Here is a 24,971-nt window from a genome sequence, read left to right as displayed (position 1 = left end):
CCGAGTAGGGTCGTCCTGTCCAGACACCCGGAGTTCTGCCGCGATGCCCCTCGAAATCGGCCTCCTCACCTTCCCGAACGTCCAGCAGCTCGACCTCACCGCGCCCTACGAGGTGTTCGTCGGGATTCCGGACGCCCGGGTTCGCCTCGTGGCCACCGGCCCGGGGCCGGTCACCAGCTCCACCGGTCTCGTGCTCACCCCGACGCACACGGTCGACGATTGCCCCCAGCTCGACGTGCTCTGCATCCCGGGCGGGATCGGGGTGAATGCGCTGATGCAGGATGCTTCGGTCCTCGCCTTCGTGCGGGCGCAGGCGGCGCGCGCCCGCTACGTCACGTCCGTCTGCACCGGCGCCCTGGTGCTCGGGGCGGCCGGGCTGCTGCGGGGCCGGCGCGCCACCACCCACTGGGCCAGCCTTGACCTTCTGGCGGCCTTCGGGGCGATCCCGGTGGCCGAGCGGGTGGTGCGCGACGGCAACCTCCTCACCGGGGGCGGAGTGACCGCCGGCATCGACTTCGCCCTGACGCTGGCGGCCGAGATCGCCGGCCGACCGGAGGCGGAAGCGATCCAGCTCGGCCTCGAATACGCGCCGGCGCCGCCTTTGGCGTCGGGCACGCCCGCCACCGCCAGTCCCGCCGTCCTCGCGGCGACACGCGCCTGCCTCGCCGCCGGCCGGGCCGAGCGCGAGCGCATCGTGGCGGCGATCAGCGGAGCGCCCGACATCGTCGCGTGGCCGAAATCCGAGCCTTGAGGGCAGACGGAGACGGCCTTCGTGGTTCTTAAACGTATTCTGCGCGCCTATCAGGCGGCACCGGCGGCCCTAGAGTGCGGGTCTTTGCCGGCCCTCGAGCGCGGGAGTGGACCATGACGACGGGCATTGCCACCGACGCGGGTGCGCCGGCGCGGGCGGATTTCCCCGATGCCCTGCGCATCGGGGCGATGGGCGTGATCCTGCTGATCGTGCTGATCGGGGCCGATCCGTTCCTCGACGGGACGGCAGCCGAGAACGCGGCCTCGCGGGCCGGCGGCAACATCGTCAACCAGGTGCTGTATCTGGCGATGGGCGGACTCGCCGTGGCCGTGCTGGCCTGGCGCGGGCGGGAGGCCCTGCGGCCACTGGCCACCCTGCCGATCCTGGCGACGCTGGGCTGGATCGGCGTCTCCACCGCCCTCTCCATCGAGCCCGCCGTCTCGGCACGGCGCCTGATCTCCCTCGTCATCATGTTCGGCGGGGTGGTGAGCGTGCTGGTGCTCGCCCGCGACGCGCGCCAGTTCGCGCAGGCCCTCGGCGGCAGCGTGCTCCTGGTGCTGGCGCTCTGCTACCTCGGCCTCGTGCTGGTGCCCGAGCGCGCGATGCACACCGCCCTCGACCTGATCGAGCCCGAACACGCGGGCAGCTGGCGCGGCGTCTTCGCGCACAAGAACGGCGCCGGCGCGGCCATGAGCCTGTTCATCATCATTGGGTTGTTCTGGGCCGCGATGGGCCAGCGCATCCTCGGCACCACCGTGGTGGTTCTTGCGGGCGTGTTTCTCGTCTTCACCAACGCCAAGACCTCGATGGTCATGACCCCGGCGGTGCTCGGTCTGACCTGGGCCTGCACCCGCTCCGCCTCGGGCGCCTGGCGCCGGCTGGTGCTCCTCGGGCCCCTGGCGCTGCTGCTGGTGCTCACGGTGGGCTCGGTGATGGTGCCGGGCGTCGGAGCGCTGGTCGCGAGCCTCGCCGCCGACCCGACCTATACCGGCCGTACCGAGATCTGGAGCTTCGCCCTCGACAACATCGCCAAGAAGCCGCTGACCGGCTTCGGCTACGGGGCCTTCTGGGAAAGCGTGTTCTACGGCGGCGGCGGCGATGCGACCACCTGGGTCAATCGCGCCACCGACGCCCATGACGGCTACCTCAACACCGCCCTGGAGAGCGGCCTGCCCGGCCTCGCCCTCACGGTGTGGTGGATGATTCTGGCGCCGGTCTCGGATCTTCAGGCCCAGCGCCAGGACGGCGCAGGGGCCGCCCTCGACCCGCTGCGGCTGCTGTTCCTGCGGATCTGGCTGTTCGGCCTGATGGTAGGGGTGTTCGAATCGGTGTTCTACCAGGCCACCAACGCGCTGTTCTTCCTGCTCGCCCTCTCGGTCCTCGGCCTGCGCTTCGGGGCCGCCGGACGGGTGGTCGGGAGCCGGCCGCGGTGAGCGGTCCGCGCCCGCCTCAGGCCCATCCGCCGGTGACGCCGCTGCCGGCGCTCACCGCCCTGCGCTTCGTGGCCGCCGCCCTCGTGCTGGCCTTCCACTATGCGGGCGCGTTCTTCGCCGACGCCGCGGTGCCGGCCCCGATCCGCCTCGGATATTCCGGCGTGACCTTCTTCTTCCTGCTCTCGGGCTTCATCCTGGCCTACACCTACCGCGCCGTAGACCTCCGCGACCGGGCCGCCCGCGTTCGCTTCCGTTGGGCGCGGGTGGCCCGGGTCATGCCGGTCTACCTGCTGGCCCTCGTACTGGCCCTGCCCTGGTTCGTCAGCTGGGTCGCCAAGTCGGCCCCGCCGCTGCAGGGGCTGATGGCCGCGAGCGCGGTCCTGGCACCGCTCGGTCTCCACGCCTGGGTGCCGGGCGCGGCCTGCGCCCTCGACTGCCCGAGCTGGTCGGTCTCGGTGGAGCTGTTCTTCTACGCGCTGTTTCCCGCCCTGCTGCCCCTGGTGCTCGGCGCGCCGGGCCGCATCGCGCGCCTGACCCTCGGCGCCTGGATCGTCCTGACCGGCGGGGCCGGCCTCGCCTTCGCGCATTACGCCCCCGGCGTGTCGCTGATCGGGCCCGAGGCGGGGGGACCGGGACCGGTGCTGCTGGCCCAGGCGATCAAGTACAATCCCCTGCTGCGCCTGCCAGAATTCGTCGCCGGGCTCCTCCTCTACGTAGCCTGGACCCGCCGGCGCATCCCGACGGCCGCCCTCCTCGGGAGCGCGGCGGTGGCCGCCTTTGGCCTCGTTGCAGCGGCACCCATCCTGCCCGAGGCGCTGCTGCACAACGGGCTGACCGCCCTGGCCTGGGCGCCCCTGATCCTGGCCGGCGCGCAGATCCGCTCCGGGCCCCTGGTGGCGCCCGCCTTCGTGTTCCTGGGCCGGATCTCCTTCGCCCTCTACCTCATCCACGTCCCGGCCTATGCTCTGGTGAACAGCCTCGACCGGATCGCCCTCGGGGGCCGGCTTGCCGCCGCGCCCTGGCTCGGGGCGGGGCTCGCCACCGCGCTCAGCTTCGCGCTCAGCCTCGCCCTGCATCTCGGCCTCGAGGAGCCCGCCCGCCGGCGCATCCTGCGCTGGGCCGCGCGGCGCGGTGAACCGCATCCCGTCAGCGAGCGTTCAGCAACCATCCGGCAGGATGAAACTCTTCCGGCGTCAGGAAGGTCTGCAGCTTCGGGATAGTCCCGCGGCCTTCGAGAAGCCGGAAGATAAAGAACAGCAAAGGTCACACCAGCAGAAGGTCATGGCGTCATGTCCGTGAAATCGCTGACTCACCCGATTTCCGCTCGTACAATGCTTGCCCGCACGATGCTCGCTGCGGCGCTCGGGCTCGGCGGGACCGTTGGCCTCGCCGCGGTCGCCCAGGCCGCGCCCATCGCCCCTGCCCCTGCCTCTGCCGGGACGCTGGCGGGCGCCGCCGTCGAGACCGTCGCCTATGGCTGCGGCCCCGGCTTCATCCCGAATCGGTTCGGCGACTGCCGGCCGATGTACCGCCCCTACGGCTATTATCGTCCACGTCCGTTCTACGGCCCCCGGCCGTTCTACGGACCGCGCTACGGATATTATCGCCCGCGCCCGCCGTTCGGGCCTTACTTCTAGGATCGGTTCGAGGGGGCCGGGCCGCGTGCCGCATCCCGGCCCCCGCATCCCGGCCCACGCGCTTGCCGGTCCCTTCGCTTCGGCCCCCGGCTGTGGCACGGGGAGGGGACGTCTCCGCCCCTTCGCAACCGGGAGTCCCATGCGCGCCCTCCTCCTGCTCGTCCTGCTGGCGGGCGCCTTTCCGGGTCCCGCCGCGGCCCAGACGGTGCTGCCGACGATCGACGCGGCCAACACCCGCTACGCGGACCTCGACCGGATCAAAGCCGCCAATGTCGGCCGGCTTCAGGTCGCCTGGACCTACTCCACCGGCATCCTGCGCGGCCACGAGGGTGCGCCCCTGGTGGTCGACGGGGTGATGTACGTCCACACCCCCTTTCCCAACACCGTCACGGCCCTGGACCTCGACCACGAGGGCCGCATTCTTTGGCGCTACGAACCGAAGCAGGACCCGGCGGTCTCGGCCCTGCTGTGCTGCGACACGGTCCACCGGGGCCTCGCCTACGCGGACGGCGCCCTCGTCCTGCAGCAGGCCGACACCACCCTGGTCTCCCTCGATGCGAAGACCGGCCGGGTGAACTGGTCGGTGAAGAACGGCGACCCGGCCCGGGGCGAGACCAACACCGCCGCCGTGCTGCCGGTGAAGGGCAAGATCCTGGTCGGCCTCTCGGGCGGCGAGTTCGGGGTCCAGTGCCACGTCACCGCTTACGATGCGAAGTCCGGGGACCGGCTCTGGCGCGCCACCGCCACGGGCACCGACGAACAGATGCGGGTCGACCCCGAACGGACCACGTCGCTCGGCAAGCCCATCGGCCGCGATTCCTCCCTGAAGACCTGGGAAGGCGACCAGTGGAAGACCGGCGGCGGCTGCGCCTGGGGCTGGTTCGCCTACGATGCCGCCCTCGACCTCGTCTATTACGGCACCGGCAATCCCTCGACCTGGAACCCGGCGCAGCGCCCCGGCGACAACCGCTGGGCGACGTCGATCGTGGCGCGGAATCCCGATACGGGCATCGCCCGCTGGCTCTACCAGATGACGCCCCACGACCAGTGGGACTATGACGGCGTCAACGAGATGATCCTGACCGACCAGGCATTCGGCGGCGCCACCCGCCCGCTCCTCACCCATTTCGACCGCAACGGCTTCGGCTACACCCTGGACCGCGCCACCGGCGAACTCCTGGTGGCGCAGAAATTCGACCCCGCGGTGAACTGGGCGACGCAGATCGACCTCGACGCGGCCTCGCCGAGCTACGGGCGCCCGGTGCTCGATCCGCGCCATGCCCCCGAGGCCACCGGAGAGGACGAGACCACCACGGGCATCTGCCCCGGTGCCATCGGGGCCAAGAACCAGCAGCCGGCGGCCTACTCGCCCCGGACGCGGCTGTTCTACGTGCCGACCAACCACATCTGCATGGATTACGAGCCGTTCCGGGTCTCCTACACCCCCGGCCTGCCCTATGTAGGCGCCACCGTGAGTCTGCACCCGGCCCCCGACGATCCCCGCACCGGCACCCTCACCGCCTGGGACGGGGTCGCTGGGGCGATCCGCTGGACCATTCCCGAGCCGTTCTCGGTCTGGTCGGGCGTGCTCGCCACCGCCGGGGATGTCGTGTTCTACGGAACCCTCGAGGGCTATCTCAAGGCCGTCGACGCGCGGGACGGCCGCGAACTCTACCGCTTCAAGACGCCGTCCGGCATCGTCGGCAACGTCACCACCTACCTGCATAAGGGCCGGCAATACGTCGCCGTGCTCTCCGGAATCGGCGGCTGGGCCGGCATCGGACTGGCGGCCGGCCTCACCGATCCGAACGACGGCGCCGGCGCGGTCGGCGGCTACGCCGCGCTGTCGCGCTACACGGCGCTCGGCGGGCAGCTCACCGTGTTCGCCCTGCCGGAGTGATTTTTTTCAGGGGTGTGATGGGATCGCAGAGGCGGTGCGCCGAACCGGAACCCCGCTTCCAGTCCTCGTCATGCCGGATCCGCGCAGCCAAGCCCAGGATCCGAATGACGCAAGGTGCCGGATGTTCACGCCTCCGCCGGCCCAGGATCGAACGCGTCCGGCGCAGCCGGCCGACGGCGTTCCCGCTGATCCAAGGAGCCGGCCGATCGGCACGGAGCCTCGTTCGAAGGCCGCGAAGGCGGCCCCCCCTCGCCCCGTCACCCTGCCCCGTGCCGGGGCGCGGCTCAGCCCAGATCCTCGTCCTCTTCGGCCGGGGCATAGACCGCCTCGCCGAGGCGCTTCAGCGGGCCGCCCGGGCCTGCGCGCTTCCACAGACGGGTGTTGAGGGCCGCCACCGGGTCGTGGCCCGGAATCTCGAAGCCGAGGCCGGTGAGGCCCTGCCAGATCTCGCGGGCATGGAGAGGCCGGCCGGCCTCGTGCAGCAGGTTGACGGCCGCCGCGACGAGCGCGCGTCCGTGCCGGCGCGCCGCCACGAGATCGTCGCCGGCGCGTGCGGGCTCGACCGGCCCGGGACCCGAGATCGAGCCCGGCGCCACGTCGTCTCCTGCAGCGAAGTCGTCTCCTGAAACGAAGGCCTGCCCTGTCATGGAGGCCGGTTCCGCCGCGGCGGACAAGTGGCCCGGAGCAGCCCAGGCGCCGAGCGGAGGCGCCTGCGGTGCAGCGGCGGGCGCCGGGCCGATCGGCCGCAGGCGCCGGCCGAGTTCGAGGTAGAGCTGGTGGTCGGCGATGGCGCGGTCGAGTTCGTCGCGGCGGCGGCGCAGATCCCCTAGGGCGGCTTCCGCTTCGGCTTCGGACAGAAACATCGGATCCCCTTGGAATATTCCGTGTGTTGCCGCGGCAACTCCGTATTCTAGATCCTATTCCCTATGGCAGGTCGCGTCGCAAGTCCTCTCCTGCCGTATATTCCTTCTGTAAAGAGGGAATACGGACTTAGCCCGTCGCTGCGGCTCTGCTTGCCGGCTTGGCGCCGCGCGGCAGCTTCGTCCCGCGCGGCGGGATCAGAAGGGCGCTCGGGTCGGCGGGCTGGAGCAGCATGCCGGTGTCGTCGAGGCGGATCGGCAGCTTCGGAAACACCTCCTGCAGATGGGCGAGATCCGCCTTGAAGGCCTGCCGGAAGCTGCGGATGCTGGCGTTGTCGGCACCGAACTGCTTGTGCAGGTTGTCCCAGGTGAGGCGCAAGGGGCGCTGCAGGGCGCGCAGGCGGTAGCCGACCCAGAACAGCAGGTCGAGCTTGCGCGCCGAGCCCGAGAAGGCCCGGGCCGCGCGGATGTCCACCGGCAGGGCGTGCTGGATCAGGTTGTCGTAGAAATCCTGGTGGAACTGCACGCTCTTCTGCCAGACAACTCCGTCGGCCCCCTGGGGCAGCCAGAGGTCGAGCTGGCGGAAGGGCGGCACGTTGAGGGTGCTGGCGCTGCCCGCCCCGTCCCAGAGGCCGATCTGCAGGGTGCAGGCGGCCAGCCGCGCGAGCTGCTCCTTGAACTGCCGGATGGTGCCACGTTCGCCGCCGGTGACGGCGAATCCCATCTCCTTCATGAAGCCCGACAGGCTGTCGGCCACCGCGATGGTCGGGCTGCGTTGGCGCACCGCCTCGGTGCAGAGGTGCAGCAGCACGAGGCGGGCCTTGGGGCCGTAGGGCAGGCCCTGGAACTCCATCTCGCCGGTGGCCGGGTTCTTGAGGCGCCCCGCCAGCAGGCTCAGGGAATTCCGTCCGTACTCGCGGAAGAACTCGCGGGCGTCACCGGGGTCGCGATAGGGCAGGCCGCACAGGGCCAGCACCGAGTGGATGTGCTGCAGGTTCTCCGGGCCGGTTGGCTCAGTCTCGATCACCTCCCGGATGGCATCGCGGCGGCGCTGGTCGCGGCCCATGGCCTGGCGTCGCCCGGCCACGGCTCCGCGCGCGGCAACCTCCGCATCCCGGGCCCGCTGCCGGTGCAGGATGGTCTCCGCGATCGTGGCGAATAGGAAGCTGCCGCGCGCCGCCTCGACCTCGGCGAGGAGGTCGGCGTCGCGGATGCCCGCCAATGTGTCCTCGATCCCCAACAGACCCCGCCCCGATCAATCCTGGCCCATGATCCCGACAGTGAGTCCCGGACCGCGATGCGCCGACCATGCCCGATTCCCCGCGGCGGAGTCTCGGCGGCAAGCGCCGCAAGTGGGAATCATCCCGGCTATCCACCGGCCGGAACGGGAAAAATTGCCGTCGATCCGCAGGCCGCATCCGGCGCCAGACGCTGACGCAGAGTTCGATACGGGACCGGATTCGGCACAATCCCCAGAGTTCACCGGTGGGAGGCCTTATCCACGCCGAACCCGATACGGGTTCACGCAGACTCGGATACGCGCGACCCGAATTCTACCGCTGAATCCGATACGCCGGCACGCAGAGTTCGATACGACCCTGCGCAGAGTTCGATACGCGAACCACCCATAAGTCCTCAGTCCGGCAGGGTTTTTCGGCCCTCCATATAACTCTCAGAAATGACTCTCTGAGAATCTCTTACTGATACCTTTCCTAAGGGTCGAGATGCCCGTTCGGAAGAACGAACACGCGCCCGGCCAAGGCTTTTTCAAGGGAATTTGGGGAAGACAACACCGCTTCTCCCGCCACCATCCCCAGCCTCACGGGTTGGCCCGCAATCCGCTACAGGGGTCGGACCGACACCGATGGGCGGAGAAGACGTGGTGAAGATCGAGGATCTGCTGGCCCTGATGGCGACCTTGCGCGACCCGGAGGTCGGCTGTGCCTGGGACGTGGCCCAGGATTTTGCCAGCATCGCCCCCTACACCGTGGAGGAGGCCTACGAGGTCGTCGACGCCATCGCGCGGGGCGACACGGACGACCTGCGCGACGAGCTCGGCGACCTGCTGCTCCAGGTGGTCTTCCACGCCCGCATTGCCGAGGAGACCGGGCTGTTCGCCTTCCCGGACGTGGTTCGGGCGGTGGTGGAGAAGATGGTCCGGCGCCACCCGCACGTATTCGCGCCGGACGGAACTCTGCTGCCGAAGGGCTCGCCCCGGCGCGACCCAGGGGCGGTGGCGCGGCAATGGGAGGCGATCAAGGCCGAAGAGCGCCGGGCTAAGCCTCCGCAGGAGACGGGCCCGCTCGCCGGCATTCCGTTGCCCCTTCCCGCCCTGACCCGCGCCCACAAGCTCTCCGCCAAGGCGGCGACTTACGGCTTCGACTGGAGCGATCCGGCCCAGGTGGTGCTGAAAGTGCGCGAGGAGATCGACGAGGTTGCCGACGCCATGGTCCACGGCACCCGGGCGGCGGTGGCGGAGGAACTCGGTGACCTGCTGTTCTCGGTCGCCAACCTCGCCCGCCACCTCGGAATAGACCCGGAATATTCCTTACAAGAAGGGAATATGAAGTTCGCGCGCCGCTTCACCGCCATGGCGGCGATCCTGGAGGCTCAAGGCTCGGGCCTCTCCGACAGCGATCTCGACGCGATGGAGGCGGCCTGGCGGGCGGTTAAGATGTCGGAGGTCAAGATGTCGGAGACGGGCTGACCGACGGTTGGCGGAACGGCCAGTCGATGACTCTGCCGGCATAGAGCGCCCACCAGACGAAGACCGGCTGAAACGCCAGCCGGGGCCCGTGATACCACCAGCTGTCGGGCAGGCCCGGCACGACGATGCCCTCCAATGCATGCTTGAGGTTGGCCGGGAAGACGCAGACGGCGTAGAGGGCCAGCCCGATCGCGGCCCAGCGCCGGGTCGGCGGATAGGCGAGGCCGAGCACCCCGGCGAGTTCGCACAGGCCGGTGACGATCACGGTGAGCCGAGGCTCCGGCACCCAAGCCGGCATGATCGGCAGGAACGCGTCGGGGGCGGCGAGGTGGACCACGCCGATGAAGCCATAGGCCGCCATCAGCGGCAGGCGCCACCACAGCCGGGACGCCGTCACGGGGTGAAGTCCCCGCGCAGGTCGTCGACCAGGGCCGTCACCAGCGGGTGACCCGCGCTGGCGAAGGCGGTGGCGTCGATGGCCGTCACAGGGGCGAGACCGCGCAGGGAATTGGTGAGGAACACCGCCTCGGCGGCGTGCAGGGCGTCGAGGTCGAAACTCCGTTCGGCGGTGGGCAGGCCCAGGCGTTGGGCCCGCGACAGAATCTCGGCCCTCAGGATGCCGGGCAGGACGCCGTCCGAGAGAGGCGGGGTGACGAGAGCGGCGTCGAGCACCGCGAACAGGTTGGCGGTGCCCGCGCAGGCGACGCGCCCTTGCGTGTTGCGGAACAAGGCCTCGTCGAAGCCCGCCGCCCGCGCCGCGCCCGCCGCCAGCACCGCGTCGAGATAGCCGAGCGTCTTCAGGCTCGCGGCCGGCGAGGTCTCGTTGCGGCGAATGCCCGTCGCGTGGAGGGTCAGCGGCGCGAAGGCGAGGGCGTCTCCCACCGGGGCGGCGCTCGCCCACAGCACCGGCCGGGGTTCGGCCGGGGGGCTGAGCCCACGCGGGCCGGAGCCGCGGGTCACGGTGGTGCGGATCGCCGCCAGGGGGTGGACCCGCCCCATTTCCGCCGCGAGCGAAATCATCGCTGCCGCGATGTGCGCGGGCGCCATGGGAAAGCCCAGCGTCGCCGTCGCGGCGGCGAGGCGGGCCACGTGCGCGGCCTCGAACAGGATGCGGCCGCGCCGGGCCAGCGCCGTGTCGAACACCCCGTCTCCGAGGGTCAGGCCCCGGTCGGCGAGGTCGAAGGACACCGGCCCCTCGGTGAGTCGTCCGTCAAACCACAGCATCGGTCGCAGCCGGCAGATCCCGGGTCGCGCGCCAATCCCGGGCGAGGCGCAGGAAATTGGCGAAGACGGCATGGCCGTTCTCGGTCAGCACCGATTCCGGATGGAACTGCACGCCCCAGGTCGGGTGGGTCCGGTGCGACAGGGCCATCACCTCCCCTTCGGTCGAGACCGCGTCGATGCTGAGCCGGTCGGCCATGCCGGGCTCCGGCGCCACGATCAGCGAGTGGTAGCGCCCGACCTGCATCGGGTCGGGCAGTCCGGTGAACAGACCGGCCCCGTCGTGGCGGATCGGCGTGGCCTGCCCGTGCAGGGGGCGCCCGGCGCGCGCCACCCGGCCGCCGAAAGCCGCCCCGATGGCCTGGTGGCCGAGGCAGACGCCGAGCAGCGGCACCGCCCCGGAGAGTTCACGGATGGCGGGCAGCGAGATGCCCGCCTCCGCCGGCGTGCAGGGACCGGGCGAGATCACGATCGCGGCGGGGTCGAGGGCACGGATGCCGGCGACGTCGAGGGCGTCGTTGCGCGCCACCCGCACGGTTTCGCCCAGTTCCTCGAAGTAGCGCACCACGTTGAAGACGAAGCTGTCGTAATTGTCGATGACGAGGATCACGGCGCCCTCCCCGCCCCGGACTGGGCATCCGGTTCGCAAGCGTGCGGTACGAAGGCGTCCGGTTCAAAGGCTTGGAACACCCGCGCGGCCTTGGTCAGGGTCTCCTCGTATTCGGGCCCCGGCTCGGACAACAGGGTGACGCCGCCGCCGGCCTGCAGCACGGCCGTGCGGTCGTTCATGAAGACGGTCCGGATGGCGATGGCGGTGTCGAGGTCGCCGGTGAAGCCCAACGCGCCGATGGCGCCGCAATAGAGTTCGCGCGCGTCGCCCTCGATGTCCGTGATGATGTCCATGGCGCGCAGCTTCGGCGCGCCGGTGATCGAGCCGCCCGGGAAGGTGGCGGCGATCAGGTCGAGGGCGTCCATGTCGGCTTTCAGGGTTCCGGTGACCACCGACACGAGATGGTGGACGGACGCGTAGGATTCGAGCCCGCACAGCACCGGCACCTGCACGCTGTGGGGTTCGCAGATGCGCGAAAGGTCGTTGCGCAGCAGGTCGACGATCATGATGTTCTCGGCCCGCTCCTTCGCATTGGCCTGGAGGGCTTCCCCGAGGCGTGCATCCTCTTGCGGATCGGGGACGCGGCGGACCGTCCCCTTGATTGGCCGGGTCTCGATCGCCCGCCCCTTGAGCTGGATGAAGCGCTCGGGGCTGCTGGAGGCGACCCGCAGCCCCTCGAAGTCGAGATAGGCACCGAAGGTCGCCGGGTTGGTGGCGCGCAGGCGTCGGTAGAGGGCGAAGGAGTCGAAGCCCTCCGGCAGGTCGGTCTCGAAGCGCTGGGCGATGTTGGCCTGGTAGATGTCGCCGGCCCGGATGTAGTCGCGCACCCGCTCCACCGCCGCCTCGTAGGCCGGACGGGTGAAGTTCGAGCGCCAGGCCAGCGGCCCCTGCGCCGGAGGTTCCGGGCTCGGGCGCGCGCGCTCCAGCAGGCGGGTGAACTGGGCCAGCCGGGCCTGAGCGCGGGCCTCGCGCGCGGCCGGCTCGGTTTCGGGAAAGCCCGTGGCGAGGAGCCGGCAGCGCCCGGTCGCGTGGTCGAGGCTCAGCACCGTGTCGTAGAGATTGAAGGCGATGTCATCGCAGAGGCCCGCCCGGCGGGCCGGAGGCGCCACCCGCTCCAGGGCGGCCCCGAAATCATAGGCGACATAGCCGATCGCGCCGCCGGCGAAGGCCGGGAGATCGGGATCGGGTGCCGTGCGGTAGGGCGCGAGGCAGGCCCGCAGCGCCGCGAGACCGCTGCCCGGCACCGTCCGTCCGTCGAGCGTGGCGACGCCATCGCGAAACCGGAAGCGCCCGAACGGGTCCGCCGCCAGGGTCGAGGTCCGGCCGAGCGTGTCGTGGTGCATGGCGCTGTCGAGGAAGGCGAGGCCCGGAAGGGCGCCCAGGGCCTCGGCCGCCGCGACCGGCTCGACGAACGGGAGGTCAGCAATCCACATGATGACTCGAAGGTTCGGGGACGCCGCGGACGGACGATCCCGGTGGGCCGAAGAACTCGAAGTGAAGAACTCGAAGTGAAGAACTCGAAGTGAAGAACCCGGACTGAGGAACTGGGGCCGATGCATCCGTCGCGGCTTGCGGTATCATGCACAGGCGGCATGCGCGATGCCGTGGCAAAAGCGCGATCCGCGCATGGCTCGGCGCGGCCCGGCTCGCTTGGGCGCGCGAATCCCGTTATAGGGCTGTCAACCTCTTTGTCCCGCCCTCCCCCGATTCCACGGCCGATCCGGTTTCAGAAGCCGCTCCGGCCCGACGAGCATCCATGACCGCATCCCTCCTGCCGCCGGCCCCCGCCAAGGCGGCGCCGAAAATCTCCTTCGTCTCCCTCGGCTGCCCCAAGGCGCTGGTGGATTCCGAGCGCATCCTCACGCACCTGCGGGCGGAGGGCTACGAGCTCGCCCGGCGGCATGACGGCGCGGACGTCGTCATCGTCAACACCTGCGGCTTTCTCGATTCGGCCAAGGCCGAGTCGCTCTCGGCCATCGGCGAGGCCATGGCGGAGAACGGCCGCGTCATCGTGACCGGCTGCATGGGCGCCCAGCCCGAGGAAATCCGCGAAAAGTATCCGAACCTGCTCGCGGTCACCGGGCCGCAGGCCTACGAATCGGTGGTGGCGGCGGTGCACGAGGCGGTGCCCCCGGCGCACGACCCGTTCCTGGATCTCGTGCCGCCGCAGGGCGTGAAGCTGACGCCGCGCCACTACGCCTACCTGAAGATTTCCGAGGGCTGCAACAATCGCTGCACCTTCTGCATCATCCCGTCCCTGCGCGGCGATCTCGTCAGCCGGCCGGCCGGCGACGTGCTGCGCGAGGCCGAGAAGCTGGTGAAGGCCGGCGTCAAGGAACTGCTGGTGGTCTCGCAGGACACCTCCGCCTACGGCGTCGACATCCGCTACGCCTCGAGCCCCTGGCGCGACCGGGAGGTGCGGGCCAAGTTCTATGATCTGGCCGCCGAACTCGGCACGCTCGGGGCCTGGGTGCGGATGCACTACGTCTATCCCTATCCGCACGTGGACGAGGTCATCCCGCTGATGGCCGAGGGCAAGATCCTGCCCTACCTCGATATGCCGCTCCAGCACGCGAGCCCGTCCGTGCTCCGCCGCATGCGCCGGCCCGGCAACCAGGAACGCCAGCTCGAGCGCATCCGGCGCTGGCGCGAGATCTGCCCCGATCTCGCCATCCGCTCGACCTTCATCGTCGGCTTCCCCGGCGAAACCGAGGCCGAGTTCGAGGAATTGCTGACCTGGATTCGCGAAGCCAAGCTCGAGCGCGTCGGCTGCTTCGAGTTCGAGCCGGTGGGCGGGGCGGTGGCCAACGGCCTCGGCGACCCGGTTCCGCCGGAGGTGAAGGCCGAGCGCAAGCGCCGCTTCATGGAGGCGCAGCAGGCCGTCTCCGTCCGCCTGCAGAAGGCCCGCATCGGCAAGCGCCTGCCGGTCCTCATCGACGCGGCCGACGGCACCGTCGCCAAGGGCCGTTCGAAGTACGACGCCCCCGAGATCGACGGCACCGTCCACATCACGTCACGCCGCCCCCTGCGGGTGGGCGACATCGTCACCGTGAAGATCGAGCGCGCGGATGCGTACGACCTCTATGGGAGCGCGGTGTAGGAGCGCGACCCGTCCCGCTCCCCCTTGTGGGGAGAAGTTAGGAGTGGGGGTGATTGGGTGCCCCCCAAGCTGCGGAGGCCAGCGGGCCCACCCCTGGCCCCTCCCCCACAAGGGCAGGGCTATCTCAGATGCCGATTTGCTCGTCGGAAACCCGCCCGTAGCACCGCGTCATCCCGGGGCCGCGCAGCGGAGACCGGGATCCAGAAACGCAGGTCGTGCAAGACTTTACACCGTTCGCGGCTCTGGATTGCACGCCGCTGACGCGCCCCGGAATGACGGAGTGGTGCCATCTGAAATCGCCCTACCCTCTTCCGAACGTCCCACTGCTGGCCCGTCCGACCCCGGCCGCTGCCATCTCGGCCCAGGCCCGCGCCACCGAGCCGTCGCGGTCGATCCCCCGCACGGCGTCCGCCACCACCACGGCCTCGAACCCCGCCGCCCGCGCGTCGAGGGCGCTCCAGGCGACGCAGTAATCGGTGGCGAGGCCGCACAGGACCACGCGGGTGAAACCGCGCTCCCGCAGGTAGCCGGCGAGCCCTGTCGGCGTGCGCCGGTCGGCCTCCAGGAAGGCCGAGTAGCTGTCGACGTGGCGGTGATGGCCCTTGCGGATCACCAGTTCGGCGCGCGCCGCATTCAGGGTGGGCGCGAGTTCCGCGCCGGCGCTGCCCTGCACGCAATGCTCCGGCCACAGTACCTGCGGGCCATAGGCCAGCGGCACGGTCTCGAAGGGTGCCCAGCCGGGATGGCTCGTCACGAACGAGACGTGCCCCGGCGGATGCCAGTCCTGGGTCAGGACCGCGTGCGGAAACTGCCCGAGAAGGCGGTTGATCGGCGCGATCACCGCGTCGCCGTCCGGCACCGCCAGCGCCCCGCCGGGCAGGAAGTCCGCCTGCAGGTCGATGACGAGGAGGACGTCCCCCTCGGTCGGTCTCACGGGATCATCACCGTGGCGCCGGTGGTCTTGCGGCCGGCAAGATCGCGATGGACATGCTGCACGTCCGCGAGCTTGGCCGTGTGGTGGACCGGGATCTTCACCGCGCCGCTCGCCACCACCGAGAACAGGTTCCGGGCCATGCTGTCGAGGGTCTCGCGCTTGCTCGCATGGGCGAAGAGCGACGGGCGGGTGGCGTAGAGCGAGCCCTTCTGGCCGAGCAGGGCCAGACTGAAATCGTCCACCGGGCCGGAAGCCGAGCCGAAGCTGACGAACATCCCCAAGGGGCTGATACAGTCGAGGGAGGCCGGGAAGGTGTCCTTGCCGACGCCGTCATAGACCACCGGCACGCCCTTGCCCCCCGTGATCTCCTTGACGCGCGCGGCGAAGTCCTCGTCGCGGTAGAGGATGACGTGGTCGCAGCCGTTGGCGCGGGCGAGTTCGGCCTTCTCGGCGGAGCCGACGGTGCCGATGACCGTGGCGCCGATGTGCTTGGCCCACTGGCAGGCGATGAGGCCGACGCCGCCCGCGGCGGCGTGGAACAGGATGGTGTCGCCCGGCTTCACCGCGTAGGTCCGGTGCAGCAGGTACTCGGCGGTGAGACCCTTCAGCATCATGGCGGCGGCGGTCTGGTCGTCGACGCCGTCAGCGAGGTGCACGGCGGCGCTCGCCTCGATCACCACCTCCTCCGCGTAGGTGCTGGCGGCCGAACCGTAGGCCACCCGCTCGCCGACCCGGAACTCGGTGACGCCCTCGCCCAGGGCCACGACCACGCCGGCCCCCTCCTTGCCGGGGGTGAAGGGCAGCTGCGGCGCCTTGTAGGCGCCCGAGCGGAAGTAGATGTCGATGAAGTTGACCCCGATGGCGGTCTGGCGGACGTGGATCTGGCCGGGGCCCGGTGCCAGCAGGGTCACGTCCTCGTAGCGCATCACCTCGGGGCCGCCGTACTCGTGAACCTGGATCGCCTTCGGCATCGTGTCGTTCCCTAATGCAAGTCTTCGAATGGTCTTCGAATGATCTTCGACGGGGCTCCGGTCGGTCGTCGACACCGCCCGGGTCCATCGACCCCGATGAGCAGCGACATAGACGGTCCCGGTGCGCCGGCAATGCCGCAGGGTCTCATCCCTCTCGGGCCGCGCCATGTGCGGCGGCGCACCGGACAGGGGCCTCCGGCCGTTCACCCCGTCTCGCCCTGCGGCGCGTCGCGTCGGAGGCGGGCGCCGGCACACCGGCTCAGACGAGGCCGGTGAGATAGTAGACGCCGATCACCAGAAACACCGCCGCGGTCTTCAGGAGCGTGATGGCGAAGACGTCGGCATAGGCCTGCCGATGGGTCAGGCCCGTCACCGACAGCAGGGTGATGACCGCGCCGTTATGGGGGAGCGTGTCCATGCCGCCGCTCGCCATGGCGGCGACCCGGTGCAGCACCTCCATGGGGATGTTGGCGGCCTGCGCGGCCGCGATGAAGGTGGAGGACATGGCCGCCAGCGCGATGCTCATGCCGCCCGACGCCGAGCCGGTGATGCCGGCGAGCGCCGTCACCGTCACGGCCTCGTTGACCAGGGGGTTGGGGATCGCCGAGAGCGCGTCGCGGATGACGAGGAAGCCCGGGAGCGCGGCGATCACCGCGCCGAAGCCGTATTCCGAGGCGGTGTTCATGGCCGCCAGCAGCGAGCCCGCCACCGCCGCGCGGCTGCCCTCGGCGAAGCCCTGCGAGACCGGGCGCCACGCGAAGACCAGCACGGTGAGGATGCCGGCGAGCAGCGCCAGCTCCACCGCCCAGATCGCGGTCACGGAGGAGACCGCGGTGACGATGGGCTTGTCGAGGCCGGCCAGAACCGTCTCGGCCTTGGGGCCGTAGAGACGCGGGATCGCGGCCGTGAAGGCGAGATTCGACACCCCCACCACGATCAGCGGCAGGAGCGCGATGGCCGGGTGGGCGCGGGCGGCCTCGTCCATCACCTGCGGCTCGTTGCTGTGGCCGGTGCCGTAGCCCTCACCTTGACGCTTGGCCGAGGCGATGCGCCGGTCGAGATAGGCGACGCCGACCACCAGGATGAAGGCCGCGCCGATCAGCCCGAGCCAGGGGGCGGCCCAGGTGTTGGTGCCGAAGAAGGTGGTGGGGATGATGTTCTGGATCTGCGGCGTGCCGGGCAGCGCGTCCATCGTGTAGGAGAAGGCCCCGAGCGCGATGGTGCCGGGGATCAGGCGCTTGGGGATGTCGCTGAGGCGGAAGGCCTCCGCCGCGAAGGGATAGACCGCAAAGACCACCACGAAGAGCGAGACGCCGCCATAGGTGAGCAGGTTGCACACCAGCACGATGGAGAGCACGGCCCGCCGCGCGCCGACGAGCTCGATCACCGCGGTCACGATGGAGCGGGAGAAGCTCGACATCTCGATAACCTTGCCGAACACCGCCCCGAGCAGGAACACCGGGAAGTACAGCTTCACGAAGCCGACCATCTTCTCCATGAACAGGCCGGAGAAGACCGGCAGCACCGCCGACGGATCGGTGAGCAGTACCGCCAGCAGGGCGGCCACGGGCGCGAACAGGATGACGCTGAAGCCGCGATAGGCGACGAGCATCAGAAAGCCGAGCGCCAGCAGCGCGATGAACAGGCTCATGATCGGGGTGGCCTCCGGGCAGCCGATGGTCACGGCCTTGCGCCGGATGGTACAAGCCCCGCCCCTGCGGCACCATCGCGGCCTTGACCGGCGCGGTGACACGCCTCTGTAAGCGTCAGGGTCTTTCGCTAAGCCCCGGGCCGATGCTCGGCCCGATGCCGTTCAGGAGTCCGCGAAGCCGTGGCGACACTTCCTCCGAAATCCGAACCTTTCGCGAAATCCGAACCTTTCGCGGTCGCCGTGGTGGGAGCCGGCGCGGCGGGCCTGAGCCTCGCTCTGGCGCTCGCCCGCGACGGCGTCGCCACAGCCCTGGTCGGCCGGCACGCCCCCGTGGCCGACGGGCGCACGGTGGCACTCCTCGACGGATCGGTGCGCTTCCTCGACGCCCTCGGGGTCTGGGCGGCGATCGCGCCGCATGCGAGCCCGCTGGCCGAACTCCACATCGTCGACGACACCGGTAGCCTGTTCCGCCCGCCACCGGCCCGCTTCGTCGCCACCGAGATCGGGCTCGACGCCTTCGGCTGGAACGTCGAGAGCGCCCGCCTCGTGGAGGGCCTGCGGGCCGAGGCGCGGGCGGCGGCCAACCTCACCCTGTTCGAGGAAGACGCCGCGGGCTTCGCCGCAGGCGCCGACGCGGCCACGATCACCCTGGCGGGGGGCGCCACCCTGTCGGCCCGCCTCGTGGCCGGGGCGGACGGCGCGCGCTCGAAGGTCCGTGAGGCCGCCGGCATCGTGCCGCGCACCTGGACCTACCCGCAGAGCGCCCTCACGACGATCCTGGCCCATACGCGGCCGCACCGTGACGTCTCCACCGAGTTCCACACCCGGCAGGGGCCGTTCACCCTCGTGCCGCTGCCCGGCGGGCACCGCTCGAGCCTGGTCTGGGTGATGGGCGAGAGTCCGGCCAAGCGCCTGGCGGCCCTCGACGACGGGGCCCTCGCCGGGGCGGTGGGGCATCAGGCCCAGGCGATGCTGGGCGCCATGCGCATCGACGGCCCGCGCGGCCTGGTGCCGATGCGAGGCCTGTCCGTGCCAAGTCCGGTCGCGGCCCGCCTCGCCCTGATCGGCGAGGCCGCCCACGTCTTCCCACCCATCGGGGCGCAGGGTCTGAACCTCGGCTTGCGCGACGCGGCGTCCTTGCGCGACGCGGTGATGCGGGCGGTGGAGGATGGGCGGGACCCGGGCTCGCGCGCCGCGCTGTCGGCCTTCGCCCGGGGACGTGACCTCGACGCGCGCTTGCGGAATACCGCCGTCGACGCCCTCAACCGCAGCCTTCTCACCAGCCTCCTGCCGGTGGACGCCCTGCGCGGCCTCGGGCTCCTCGCCATGACGACGATCGGTCCCTTGCGCCGCGTCGTCATGCGCGAGGGCGTGCTGCCCCGCCTCGGCGCGCCGAGCCTGATGCGCTGATCAGCGTCCGGCCACGCTTCGGACCGGAGCGTCCTGCGTAGCCCGGCGCTCCACCGAACCGGTGGCGATCTCCGCCGGGTCCGTTCGGCTGTCCTGAAAGGCCGTGCCGGCCTTGCCCAGGGCCACGCCGTGGGCGAACAGCGCCTTCATGTAGCTCTGATCGAAAGGCGCGGACGAGGTCTTGCCGAAGCGTCCGTCGATCTGGGCCACCTGCAGGTCGAGGCCGGTGCGCCGGGCAAACCCCTCGCTCAGCGCGAGCGCCGCGCGGGTCTGCGCCTTGATCGCCGCCGACATCGAGCGGCCGAGCACGCTCAAGGTGGTACGCGACGCCATCTGGAAGTCGGGCGTCAGGGTGTTGTTGACCACGAGATAGACCTGACGAGTCGGCAGCGGTGTCGGGTCCTTGGCCTGAAGCACCGATTCCGGGGCGAGATAGTACGGCGCTGTGGTTCCGCCGTCGGCGTGCATCTCCTGGAAGCGCTTGCCGGAGCCCGCCACCGCGTCGATCATGACCGGTGGGAACACGCCCGGTACCGCGGACGAGGCCAGGATCACCGACCGGAACAGCGCCAGGGCCTTCGGGCCGCCGGCCTTCGCGATGGCGCCCATGTCCCACAGGACCGGGCGCTCGCCGTCCACCGCCGTGGTCGCCACCAGAAGGCGGCGACCCTTGGCATGCTCGGCCGCCACCGCCTCGAGCAGCGCCGGCGTCACCGCCCGGTCGATGCGGCGCTTGAGCGGCCAGGTGTCGGTGAGCGCCTCGTTGGTGCCGCCGAACTCGAACACGTCGGCTGCCGAGATCTCGGTGTAGTTCTCCCGCAGCGCGGCGTCTCCACGCGCGCCGATGAAGGCGAAGGGAGCGATCATGGCGCCGGTGCTGACACCGGTGATGACCCCGAAATCCGGTCGGGTGCCGACCTCGCTCCAGCCGTTGAGCAGGCCCGCCGCGAAGGCGCCGTTCTCGCCCCCGCCCGAGAGCACGAGCCAGGGCCGATCGGCGGCGGAGGCCTGATCGATCAGGGCGCGGAAGGCGCCGGCGTCGTCGCCGGGGAGGCGGATGTCCGCGGAAAGCCCGTCCGGCCGGGCGGTCGCGGCCTCGGCCGCCGTGAAGGTCACGCGCCCGCTCTGTTTCTCGGATCGAACCTGATTCTCGGCCGACGTCCTGTCCACGTGGGGCTTGGCGCGCTCGCCTGCGAAGGTCGTCTGCGGAAGGCTGAGACCGATGACGGTGGCCCAGAGCAGAGCCGGATGGCGCAAGCCGGTTCGGCTGATCGATGATCCGGACATGGGTCCGTCCTTCGTATCTGGTGAGGAGCCCCCTCGATCGTGAGAACGTGAGCCGGGGCCGCCCGTTCCGCGACTTCACTCCAGGCAGCGGCGTGGCAAATGGCTTGCGTGTGCCCGCACACCTTTACGGGGGGCCTGAGGTTGCCCTAACGGCTGGTCCGGCACGCCCATCTCATCAAGAAGAACCGGGAGCCCGAAACGCCCATGAAACTGCCACGTCGCTTCTTTCAGCCCCTCGCCACCGGCGCGCCGGCCCCGTTCCGCGAGCTTCCGATCAAGCTGGAGCGGATGATCCACTTCGTTCCGCCCCACAACGAGAAGGTCCGGTCCCGCGTGCCGGAACTCGCCGCCACCGTGGACGTGGTGCTCGGCAATCTCGAGGACGCAGTGCCGATCGATCAGAAGGAGGCCGCCCGCAAGGGCTTCGTGGCGATGGCGCAGGCGACCGACTTCGCCAGCACCGGCACCGGCCTCTGGACCCGCATCAATGCCCTGAACTCGCCCTGGATCCTCGACGACCTGTTCGAGATCGTGTCCCAGGTGGGGGACAAGCTCGACGTCGTGATGGTGCCCAAGGTCGAGGGGCCGTGGGATATCCATTACATCGACCAGTTGCTGGCCCAGCTCGAGGCACGGCACGGCGTCTCGAAGCCGATCCTCGTCCACGCCATCCTGGAGACCGCCGAGGGCGTCGCCAACGTCGATGCCATCGCCTCCGCCTCGCCCCGCATGCACGGCATGAGCCTCGGCCCTGCCGATCTCGCAGCCTCCCGCGGCATGAAGACCACTCGCGTCGGCGGCGGCCACCCGGATTACCGCGTCATCGCCGACCCGACGAGCGATGGCGCCGCCCGCGCCTCCGCCCAGCAGGACCTCTGGCATTACACCATCGCGAAAATGGTCGATGCCTGCATGGCCAACGGCCTCAAAGCCTTCTACGGCCCCTTCGGCGACTTCTCCGATGGCGAGGCCTGCGAGGCCCAGTTCCGCAACGCCTTCCTGATGGGCTGCGCCGGGGCCTGGACCCTGCACCCGAATCAGGTCGCCATCGCCAAGCGGGTCTTCGCGCCCGATCCGGCCGAAGTGGCCTTCGCGGTGCGGATCGTCGAGGCGATGCCCGACGGCACGGGCGCGGTGATGCTCGACGGCAAGATGCAGGACGACGCCACCTGGAAGCAGGCCAAGGTCATCGTCGATCTCGCCAAGCTGGTTGCCGAGAAGGACCCGGATCTGGCCAAGACCTACGGTCTCGCCTGAGCTTTTCCCTCCGCCTCCCTGTCATCGGCGCTGGGCCGCCGATGACAACGGCACCGAGGCATCTTATTTTGTGATCATGACTGATACGACCACTGCCGATTCCATGATGAGAACCGCCAAGTTCGGCCTCGGTGCCGTGGTGCGTCACCGCATCTACCCGTTTCGCGGGATCGTCTTCGACATCGATCCGGTGTTCGACAACACCGAGGAGTGGTGGTTGGCGATTCCCGAGGAAGTCCGCCCGCGCAAGGACCAGCCCTTCTATCACCTGCTCGCCGAGAACGCGGAAAGTGAGTACGTCGCCTACGTCTCCGAGCAGAACCTCGTGCCCGACACCTCCGGCGAGGCCCTGCGCCATACCGGCATCGCCGAGGTGTTCGAGCGCGGCGACGATGGCAGCTACCGCATGCGCGGGGCCGCCCACGCCAACTGACGGCGACGGCGACGGCGCGGCCCGAGGATCCGGCCGGCCATACCCCAACGAAACGAGGCCGGGCATCGCGCCCGGCCTCGTTGGGGCCGGCCGCTTGCGCGGCCGGCAGGATCGAAGGTCTCAGCCTCGCGATCTCAAGGCTTCGGCGCGGTGGCCGGTGCGCCCGCCGCCGGAGCGGCGCCGGAGGCGTTCTGCTGCTCAAGCTTCTTGCGCATGTCCTCGCTGCGCTTCTCGAGTTCCGCCTGCAGCTTCTTCTGCTGCTCCTCCAGCACCTTCGGGTCGATGGCCGGGCCGTCGAAGGCCTTGCCGAAGCCCGCGATCGGCACCGCGAAGGTGACTTCGCGCTGGGTCTGATTCTGGACGCTGACGTTGAGGGTGGTGCCCTTCTTCATTGCAGCGATGATCTCGGGTCCGACATTGCCGGCCTCGGCGAAGCAGCCGTTGGGGAAGCACACGGCGAACTTGCCCGCGGTGCCCTGCTGACCGTCGATGGTGAAGCGGATGCCCGGCTGCAGCAGCAGACCGAGGGGCAGCAGGTAGCGGATGACCCGCACTTCCTGCTTCTGGGCGGCATTCTTCATCTCGTAGACGGCGACTGCCAGCACGGGCTGGCCCTGGTCGGAGACGAAGTCGCGGGTGGTGTAGCAGACGTCGGTGCCGCTGCCCTGGTCCTTGCCGCAGACCTTGGTCCATTCCGTCTGGGCCGGATCGGACTTCACGTTGACGATCTGCGGCCCCGTCTGGGCTGCGCCGGTCGGCGCGGCGGCCGCAGGAGCCGTCGGGGCGGGAGCGGTCGGGGCCGGCGCAGCCTTACCCTTCGGCGCCTGCGCGAGGGCCGGTCCGGCGAGACCCGCGACTCCGGTAACACCCGCCAGGGCGAGGAACGCGGCGACGCGCAGCGGGCGCGCAGGATGGTTGGCGAAGAACATCAGCTCTGACCCCTTAAGATACGGCGTAACGGATTCGGCTCGCGGGATGCGCCTCGAAGCTGGGGCGCGGATTCGCATCGAACGGTTCGGACTGCAAGGGCGCTTCGGGCGTCGGAGCGGACTTCCGGCACCCGGTCGGCGGAATCACCGAACCCAAGCCTGCCGAAACGGCGCCTTCTGACCGAATTCCCCCGGGACGGAGAGACTTGATGGAACCGGGACCGCACCGGCGCCGTGGAAGATCCTTCCCGCGCCGCGGCACCCCTCGGACCAGACCGTTCACGGCCAGTCCCGCCTCGACGACAAGGCGGCCTGCTTTCCTCCCGAATGCGGCGAAGACATGACATCGGAGCCGTTGCCCGGCGGCCGATCGGTTAAGGAGCGCTTAACCCTAAAGCCCCATGAACGAAGGGTCTCGGGAGTCAGCGCACGTGCCGGCGCAGCATGCAGCCCATCTTCAAGCCGCCCACCTTCTGGACTCCGTCCGGGCAGGGATTCCCCTGTCCCAGGCCAGTGGCCGGATGACCGGCTTTCCCCCCGCCGGCCGCGACCGCCCGGCCCTGATCGGTCCGAGGGCGGGTTCCGGACCGGCCGGCGAGGGTCCGGATACCGTACGGGTTCCGCCCCGGGCGCAGCGTCTCTGTACCCTGCTCGCCGCCACGGCGCAGGCGCATCCGCACCGCGTCGCCTTCATCGATCCGCCGCACAAGCCCCTGTGGAGCGGACGGGCCGCCATCACCTGGACCACCGCGGCGGCGGCGGAGATCGTGGCCCGCCTCGCCAACGGCCTGCGCGGCTGGCGCCTCGCACCGGCGAGCCGCATCGGCATCGCACTCGCAGGCAGCTCCGAGAGTTTTCTCGCCTATCTGGCCGTGGAGGCCGCCGGTCACATCCCGTGCCTGCTGCCGCTCGCCCTCGACGAGGACGGCCTGCTTGCGGCGGTGCAGACCGCAGGCCTCCCGGCGGTCATCACCCAGACGCGGTTCGGCCCCCTCGCCCCGGCCCAGCGCCTGTGTCGCGTCGCGGTGCGCTATTTCGGCCTGCGCTACCTCGCCGCCTTCGGACCCGACGTTCCCGACGGGGTGATCAACCTCGACGCGATGGTCCTGGATGCGGCGGGCGGCCCCTTCGCGCCCGGACCCGGCGGGTTCATCAGCTTCGCGGAGGGAGACCCCGCGCGGCCCGTCCATCGCAGCGGCGACGCGCTGCTCGCGGCGATCGCCGTCTACCTCGTCACGGCCCGGGTCCAGCCCGGAGACCGCATTCTCAGCCTGCTGCCGCAGACTGACCTGCGCGGCCTCGTCACCGGGCTTGGTGCGGCCCTGGTGGCGGGGGCTGGCCTGGAGACGCTCCCGGTGTTCGAGGCCCGCAGCTTCGCCGCCACCCTCGACGGGCCGCTGCCGACCCGGCTCGTGGTGCCCGCCGCTCTGGAACGCAACCTCGCCGCCAGCCGGCTGCCGACCTCCCTCGACGGAATCGTCCTTGCCCATCGCGCGCCGGGACGCCTCGGCCCCCGATGGCTGACCCCGCAGGCGAACCGGCCGGTCATCGATGCGGTCGCCTTCGAGGAGACCGCTCTGCTCGCCGGGGCCCGCGAGGCCAACGATGTCGCCCTGTCCCTGACCCATCCCGAGCGCGGGCACCTGTTCTCGACCCTGATGGCCCTGCGGCGGGACCCCGACGGACGCCTCGCCTTCCGGGGCCGGGCCTGCCATGCCGGCGCGCTGCAGCGCGACATCACCATCCCCGAAACGGTGGATGCCTGGGCGGCTTCGGCCTTCTCGGTCGATGTCGAGGACGACCAGACCCTCGCGATCCGTCGCGCCTGACGCGTCATGCTCCCGTCACGCGGGAGCCGATGATCCGGGCCCTGCCCGTCA

The 24,971-nt window shown here is 70.5% G+C and carries 22 protein-coding genes; 11 read left to right on the top strand and 11 right to left on the bottom strand.

What is annotated here, in order from left to right:
• The first annotated feature begins 43 nt into the window (after positions 1-43).
• The 5 genes from ASF60_RS04780 to ASF60_RS04760 all read left to right on the top strand — a co-directional run bounded on the left by ASF60_RS04780 (position 44) and on the right by ASF60_RS04760 (position 5,721).
• On the top strand, positions 44-751 hold the full coding sequence (locus tag ASF60_RS04780; RefSeq protein ID WP_056181179.1) for a DJ-1/PfpI family protein: 708 nt from the start codon (positions 44-46) through the stop codon (positions 749-751).
• A 113-nt stretch (positions 752-864) separates the two neighbouring features.
• Entirely contained in the window at positions 865-2,184 is a 1,320-nt protein-coding gene (locus tag ASF60_RS04775) for an O-antigen ligase family protein (RefSeq protein ID WP_056181175.1), read from the top strand.
• Positions 2,181-3,404 (top strand): acyltransferase family protein, encoded by a 1,224-nt coding sequence (locus ASF60_RS04770; RefSeq protein ID WP_056181171.1) that lies wholly within the window; start codon positions 2,181-2,183, stop codon positions 3,402-3,404. Before ASF60_RS04775 ends, ASF60_RS04770 begins: the two co-directional genes overlap by 4 nt.
• A 111-nt stretch (positions 3,405-3,515) precedes the next feature.
• Positions 3,516-3,821, top strand: coding sequence for a GCG_CRPN prefix-to-repeats domain-containing protein (locus ASF60_RS04765; protein ID WP_056181168.1), 306 nt, complete (start codon positions 3,516-3,518; stop codon positions 3,819-3,821).
• A gap of 139 nt (positions 3,822-3,960) precedes the next feature.
• Positions 3,961-5,721, top strand: coding sequence for a methanol/ethanol family PQQ-dependent dehydrogenase (locus ASF60_RS04760; protein WP_056181165.1), 1,761 nt, complete (start codon positions 3,961-3,963; stop codon positions 5,719-5,721).
• A 284-nt stretch (positions 5,722-6,005) separates the two neighbouring features.
• Here the strand turns inward: ASF60_RS04760 and ASF60_RS04755 are convergent, their stop codons facing one another.
• Positions 6,006-6,584: a hypothetical protein gene (locus ASF60_RS04755; protein ID WP_056181162.1), complete on the bottom strand. Its 579-nt coding sequence runs from the start codon at positions 6,582-6,584 to the stop codon at positions 6,006-6,008.
• Positions 6,585-6,711: 127 nt separating this feature from the next.
• Positions 6,712-7,821, bottom strand: coding sequence for a replication protein RepA (locus ASF60_RS04750; protein WP_443136729.1), 1,110 nt, complete (start codon positions 7,819-7,821; stop codon positions 6,712-6,714).
• 624 nt (positions 7,822-8,445) lie between these two features.
• On the opposite strand from ASF60_RS04750, the gene mazG reads away from it, so the two are divergent.
• Positions 8,446-9,288, top strand: a complete 843-nt coding sequence (mazG, locus tag ASF60_RS04745) for a nucleoside triphosphate pyrophosphohydrolase (protein ID WP_056181156.1) — start codon at positions 8,446-8,448, stop codon at positions 9,286-9,288.
• On the opposite strand, the gene ASF60_RS04740 is transcribed toward mazG, so the two are convergent.
• Genes ASF60_RS04740 through pabB form a run of 4 tightly spaced genes read right to left on the bottom strand, consistent with a single transcriptional unit; the run spans position 9,266 to position 12,552 of the window.
• Positions 9,266-9,649 (bottom strand): DoxX family protein, encoded by a 384-nt coding sequence (locus ASF60_RS04740; protein ID WP_056181301.1) that lies wholly within the window; start codon positions 9,647-9,649, stop codon positions 9,266-9,268. The genes mazG and ASF60_RS04740 overlap by 23 nt on opposite strands.
• A 32-nt stretch (positions 9,650-9,681) precedes the next feature.
• Entirely contained in the window at positions 9,682-10,512 is an 831-nt protein-coding gene (locus tag ASF60_RS04735) for an aminotransferase class IV (RefSeq protein ID WP_056181153.1), read from the bottom strand.
• On the bottom strand, positions 10,499-11,119 hold the full coding sequence (locus ASF60_RS04730) for an anthranilate synthase component II (RefSeq protein WP_056181150.1): 621 nt from the start codon (positions 11,117-11,119) through the stop codon (positions 10,499-10,501). The genes ASF60_RS04735 and ASF60_RS04730 overlap by 14 nt, the downstream gene beginning before the upstream one ends.
• Positions 11,116-12,552 carry an aminodeoxychorismate synthase component I gene (pabB, locus tag ASF60_RS04725; RefSeq protein ID WP_056181147.1) on the bottom strand — a complete coding sequence of 479 codons (1,437 nt, stop codon included), beginning with the start codon at positions 12,550-12,552 and terminating at the stop codon, positions 11,116-11,118. The genes ASF60_RS04730 and pabB overlap by 4 nt, the downstream gene beginning before the upstream one ends.
• A 323-nt stretch (positions 12,553-12,875) precedes the next feature.
• Here pabB and rimO point away from each other — a divergent pair, with 323 nt between their 5' ends.
• Positions 12,876-14,219, top strand: coding sequence for a 30S ribosomal protein S12 methylthiotransferase RimO (gene rimO / locus ASF60_RS04720; RefSeq protein ID WP_056181144.1), 1,344 nt, complete (start codon positions 12,876-12,878; stop codon positions 14,217-14,219).
• Between the two features lie 301 nt (positions 14,220-14,520).
• Here rimO and pncA read toward each other — a convergent pair whose 3' ends face one another.
• The 3 genes from pncA to ASF60_RS04705 all read right to left on the bottom strand — a co-directional run bounded on the left by pncA (position 14,521) and on the right by ASF60_RS04705 (position 17,775).
• Positions 14,521-15,153, bottom strand: a complete 633-nt coding sequence (gene pncA, locus ASF60_RS04715) for a bifunctional nicotinamidase/pyrazinamidase (RefSeq protein WP_056181141.1) — start codon at positions 15,151-15,153, stop codon at positions 14,521-14,523.
• A complete protein-coding gene (locus tag ASF60_RS04710) occupies positions 15,150-16,124 on the bottom strand; it encodes a quinone oxidoreductase family protein (RefSeq protein WP_056181138.1) in 975 nt (324 codons plus the stop codon). Before ASF60_RS04710 ends, pncA begins: the two co-directional genes overlap by 4 nt.
• A 259-nt stretch (positions 16,125-16,383) precedes the next feature.
• Positions 16,384-17,775, bottom strand: a complete 1,392-nt coding sequence (locus tag ASF60_RS04705) for a GntP family permease (RefSeq protein ID WP_056181135.1) — start codon at positions 17,773-17,775, stop codon at positions 16,384-16,386.
• Between the two features lie 180 nt (positions 17,776-17,955).
• On the opposite strand from ASF60_RS04705, the gene ASF60_RS04700 reads away from it, so the two are divergent.
• Entirely contained in the window at positions 17,956-19,185 is a 1,230-nt protein-coding gene (locus tag ASF60_RS04700) for an FAD-dependent monooxygenase (protein ID WP_056181132.1), read from the top strand.
• Here the strand turns inward: ASF60_RS04700 and ASF60_RS04695 are convergent, their stop codons facing one another.
• On the bottom strand, positions 19,186-20,472 hold the full coding sequence (locus tag ASF60_RS04695; protein ID WP_056181129.1) for a patatin-like phospholipase family protein: 1,287 nt from the start codon (positions 20,470-20,472) through the stop codon (positions 19,186-19,188).
• 204 nt (positions 20,473-20,676) lie between these two features.
• On the opposite strand from ASF60_RS04695, the gene ASF60_RS04690 reads away from it, so the two are divergent.
• Both ASF60_RS04690 and hspQ read left to right on the top strand, forming a co-directional pair.
• Positions 20,677-21,729, top strand: coding sequence for an HpcH/HpaI aldolase/citrate lyase family protein (locus tag ASF60_RS04690; protein ID WP_056181126.1), 1,053 nt, complete (start codon positions 20,677-20,679; stop codon positions 21,727-21,729).
• 103 nt (positions 21,730-21,832) lie between these two features.
• Entirely contained in the window at positions 21,833-22,162 is a 330-nt protein-coding gene (gene hspQ, locus ASF60_RS04685) for a heat shock protein HspQ (protein WP_443136728.1), read from the top strand.
• A 134-nt stretch (positions 22,163-22,296) separates the two neighbouring features.
• Here hspQ and ASF60_RS04680 read toward each other — a convergent pair whose 3' ends face one another.
• The gene (locus ASF60_RS04680; protein ID WP_056181123.1) at positions 22,297-23,091 is read right to left on the bottom strand and encodes an invasion associated locus B family protein; all 795 of its coding nucleotides are present in this window, start codon (positions 23,089-23,091) and stop codon (positions 22,297-22,299) included.
• Positions 23,092-23,612: 521 nt separating this feature from the next.
• Between ASF60_RS04680 and ASF60_RS04675 the strand changes: the two genes are divergently transcribed.
• Positions 23,613-24,920 carry an AMP-binding protein gene (locus ASF60_RS04675; RefSeq protein WP_156633866.1) on the top strand — a complete coding sequence of 436 codons (1,308 nt, stop codon included), beginning with the start codon at positions 23,613-23,615 and terminating at the stop codon, positions 24,918-24,920.
• The last annotated feature ends 51 nt before the right edge of the window (positions 24,921-24,971 follow it).

Source organism: Methylobacterium sp. Leaf113 (genome assembly GCF_001423325.1).
Lineage (GTDB): Bacteria > Pseudomonadota > Alphaproteobacteria > Rhizobiales > Beijerinckiaceae > Methylobacterium.
This window is presented reverse-complemented; position numbering and strand designations above follow the sequence as displayed.